Source organism: Roseateles sp. (genome assembly GCF_049240545.1).
GTDB lineage: Bacteria > Pseudomonadota > Gammaproteobacteria > Burkholderiales > Burkholderiaceae_C > Paucibacter_A.
Genome location: NZ_JBMLSK010000129.1, coordinates 1 through 3,491 on the forward strand (window position 1 = coordinate 1; position 3,491 = coordinate 3,491).

The 3,491-nt window shown below is 60.6% G+C and carries 5 protein-coding genes; 4 read left to right on the forward strand and 1 reads right to left on the reverse strand.

Translation table 11 applies throughout. From position 1 onward, the window contains the following. Positions 1–2: 2 nt before the first annotated feature. Positions 3–1,241, reverse strand: coding sequence for a DUF4062 domain-containing protein (locus ACOVRJ_RS08580; RefSeq protein ID WP_422043459.1), 1,239 nt, complete (start codon positions 1,239–1,241; stop codon positions 3–5). A 657-nt stretch (positions 1,242–1,898) separates the two neighbouring features. On the opposite strand from ACOVRJ_RS08580, the gene ACOVRJ_RS08585 reads away from it, so the two are divergent. From ACOVRJ_RS08585 to ACOVRJ_RS08600, 4 genes are all read left to right on the forward strand, one after another. After that, positions 1,899–2,189: a YlcI/YnfO family protein gene (locus ACOVRJ_RS08585; protein ID WP_422043460.1), complete on the forward strand. Its 291-nt coding sequence runs from the start codon at positions 1,899–1,901 to the stop codon at positions 2,187–2,189. Next, a complete protein-coding gene (locus ACOVRJ_RS08590) occupies positions 2,186–2,500 on the forward strand; it encodes a type II toxin-antitoxin system RelE/ParE family toxin (protein WP_422043461.1) in 315 nt (104 codons plus the stop codon). Before ACOVRJ_RS08585 ends, ACOVRJ_RS08590 begins: the two co-directional genes overlap by 4 nt. A 166-nt stretch (positions 2,501–2,666) precedes the next feature. Further along, positions 2,667–2,915, forward strand: coding sequence for an AbrB/MazE/SpoVT family DNA-binding domain-containing protein (locus tag ACOVRJ_RS08595; RefSeq protein WP_422043462.1), 249 nt, complete (start codon positions 2,667–2,669; stop codon positions 2,913–2,915). Then, positions 2,915–3,313, forward strand: a complete 399-nt coding sequence (locus ACOVRJ_RS08600; RefSeq protein WP_422043463.1) for a type II toxin-antitoxin system VapC family toxin — start codon at positions 2,915–2,917, stop codon at positions 3,311–3,313. Before ACOVRJ_RS08595 ends, ACOVRJ_RS08600 begins: the two co-directional genes overlap by 1 nt. The last annotated feature ends 178 nt before the right edge of the window (positions 3,314–3,491 follow it).

Sequence of the window (3,491 nt, forward strand, 5' to 3'; positions counted from 1 at the left end):
CCTCAAGTGTCTTCCATCGTCCGGGGTGTCCCACCTGGGACATGACAGTTAGCCGCGGCGCTAGTAGTCTGCGTTTCGTTCCGGGCGAACTCTTCATTGATGGAGGACAGGTCTGACGGTTGTCCACATTCGCCCAGATACTCCAAAGCAGCCACACGCACAGCGGTTTCGACTTCCTTCGCAAACCACAGTGGAACGATCTCCTGGCGGCCAAAGTGCGGCCCCTCGACGATCGGTTCCGCGATCAGGCGCATGGCTCTCAGCGCGCCGACACGCCTGTCAGTAGTACCGACCACAGAGCAAATGGGCAGCATGTTGTTGTTAAAACCATCGACCGATGCAAGCCAGTACCAAACAGGCACGTTTTCGTGTTGGAAGTGCGCCAAGCCGACGTTAAGCAGTCCATTAAGCTCGCGCTGGCCGAAGACAAACTTCGTCCGCGCCTTGAACAGAAGGTTCGCGTCGTGCGGCCCAAGTGACTGCTGATCGTTGCCGTGTACAGCCGCGATGACGGAAAGCAATCTGACCCGCGCCACTTCGTCGGCGGCCAGGGGATGCTCGTCTGTCGCTTTCTCGGCCGTACTTAAGAAACTTCGCAGGAACTTTGCACCTTCGACGGACAGTGGAGTCGTCGGCCCTGGCTCGGTTGTTGGCGTGGTTTGCGTCTCCGCAGCAGGTGCTTGATCTTTCTCGGACTCTGACGCTTTGTCCTTGTTGGCAAGTGCGATGACGTATCCCTGGATGCACTTCCGAAACTTACCTTCGAAGTCACGCACGTCCGCGAAGGTCACTGCCAAAAGCTTCCTCTCGGCAAAGACTTGGTCTTTGAATGCGATGACCTTCTTGAGGTGATCCCCTGGGTCAGCGAGCGACGCAGCGTCAAGATCCTTCAGTAGGAGGTTGATCTCAGGGCGACCCTCCTGCGCGTTTCGGGTCATCGACCGGTTGAACTCTTCCTCGAAACCGGACGTGTAGTGCTCAGTCCCCGGCGGGGTACCCCAGCGCTTCCAAAGCATGCCAACGAAGAGATCGCATCCGTCAAGATCGCGATTGATGATCGCTTGCGGCCGGCCGACTCCGGGCAGCGTGTCTTCCCAGCCGACCAACTCGACCTGATATCCGAGCGCGTCCGCCAACTGACTGTTGAAATCGTCAACGATTGCTTTGGCAACCTTGCGTTCTTCAGCCAGATCGCCAGGAGAAGCAAGAAATACTTTGACGAACCGTCGTGTACCTGCCATTGCCCGCTAAACCCGTTCGATGTGCTTGTTGTTCATCGTTGGGACTCGTCTCACGACCGGAGATGACGGCTGCCCCGCTTGCGTAGGTCCGCACCCAATGTGCTAATCCATTGTCGGCCCAGCAGCCCTTCATTCGGCCATGCGCAAGCCGTACGTCGCTGTTTGTCGAGTTCCGCGCCGAGATGCACCGAGATGCACTCAGCAGCGTACGCTGCTTGTTCGCCGCATCAACCATCACCGCGGTCAATGGTACGCGAAACGTGAAACACAGCGCTAAGGTCGTCGCAGGCGATGGGCGCCTGTCCCCCTGTCCCAGTGACCATTCGGCTACGCCAGTCGATACGCTTGCATCGCGGATCGCGACTCTGCCCGTAGATACTCGCGGCTGTATGTTGGACTGCTATGGGGGCAAGGCGCACCACGGGGTCTACAGCAAGCAGCCGGTGACGAGTGACCCCTCCTGGCCGGGTCAACCAATTCGCGGCTGTTCCAGGAAGCTGACCTCCACCTGATTTCAGTGTCCCTGCGAAGGGCAGGTTACGGCCATCCCATCGCAGACCCGGGCCCGGCCAGGTGCTGCCGGTGACAAACGGCAGCTTCAGGGAGTTCGACCGGCCGAAATCTCCAGCGTGAACGGGGCTTGAGGGCGTAGTGCGTATGTACTACGATGACACCATGAAAGACGCTGTCATCCCCCAAGTCCGTGTCGAGTCCCAGCTGCGTGCAAGCCTTGACTCTGTACTTCTCCCTGGCGAAACACTGTCCGACTTCGTCGAGGTTGCCGTGCGCAACGCTGTCGAGTACCGGCGCGTCCAGACTGACTTCGCTTCGCGATGCGACGCATCCCTGGCCGAGTACGAGCGCACAGGTGTCTCCATACCCGCCGCCCAGGTCATCGCCAAGCTTGAATCCAAACTGGCCAAGCGTCGCAAGCAACTGGGCGGATGAGCTACGTCGTCGAGTTCACGCAGGGCGCTGAAGATGATCTGATGCGGCTCTACGACTTCCTGCTCGATCGTGCCGAAACGCTCGAAGAACTCGACATGGCTGAAGAGGCGATCGAGGTGATCCGGCAAGCCGCATTGAGCCACCTGTCGACAACGCCGTACAGCTATCGCAAGGTTGGAGCCCGGTCGACTCTGCGCGAACTCATCATCCCGTTCGGCACCACCGGCTACATCCTGCGCTTCGACATCCGCTCGCCCGGGTTGGTGCTCGTGATCGGCGCACGCCATCAACGCGAGGAAGACTTCCACTGACCCATCCAGGCAGCAGCCACGCGTGGGAACCTTCCCATACCCGCTGTCGGCCAGAAGCAGACAGTCGGTCAGAGAGACAGCAGTCCTTCGCCGAGTCGTTTGAATGCCCTCCCAGCCTCGGATGTATTACCGTGTGGTTGGCTGGTAACACTCATGGGGGACGTGTATGACGACGACACTGACCAGCAAAGGGCAGGTCACGATTCCCAAGCGCATCCGCGATGCGATGCATTTGGTGCCGGGAGCACCTGTTGAGTTCTCGGTCAACGCGGCAGGCGAAGTGGTTCTTCACCCAGCACGGCCCGCGGGACGCGCGCGCACCCCAGCCCGCGACCGGTTCGATGCAGTTCGGGGTCGCGCGGATGTGCCCTGGCGCACCGATGAATTGATGAAGCTGCTGCGCGCGAACGATTGATGGTGCTGGTTGATACCAACGTCCTGGTGGACGTATTGCAAGACGACCCGCAATGGGCCGACTGGTCGACCGCGCAGTTGCGCGCGCAGGCCAAACTGCATGCCTTGGTCATCAACCCGGTCATCTACGCTGAGATGTCATTGTCGTTTTCGACGCTTGAAGATCTTGACGACGTGGTGCTCACCATGGAGCTGGGGCTGCGCGAGATTCCTCGGCCAGCCCTCTTCCTGGCAGCCAGGGCTTACGCGCAAACCCGACGGCGTGGCGGCAGCAAGGGGCAGGTGCTGCCCGACTTCTTCATCGGAGCCCATGCTGCCGTCGAGGGCTGGCCCTTGCTGACCCGGGACGCCAGCCGTTTCAAGACCTGCTTCCCGACGCTTGATGTCATGACCCCTTGAGGCGACTCGTGAGGCGGCGTAGAGGTCGTCGCTCGAACCACTTCTCTAGGGTCGCCAGCCGAGTGACTCCCGTGGGTCGATTCGGGCCCGTCGCGGCGTGCGGAAGCCGCCGTCAGCCGCGAAAAGCAAGGCCGCGGTGGCAAGACCGTGACCGTGGTGCGAGGCCTGGTGCTGGACA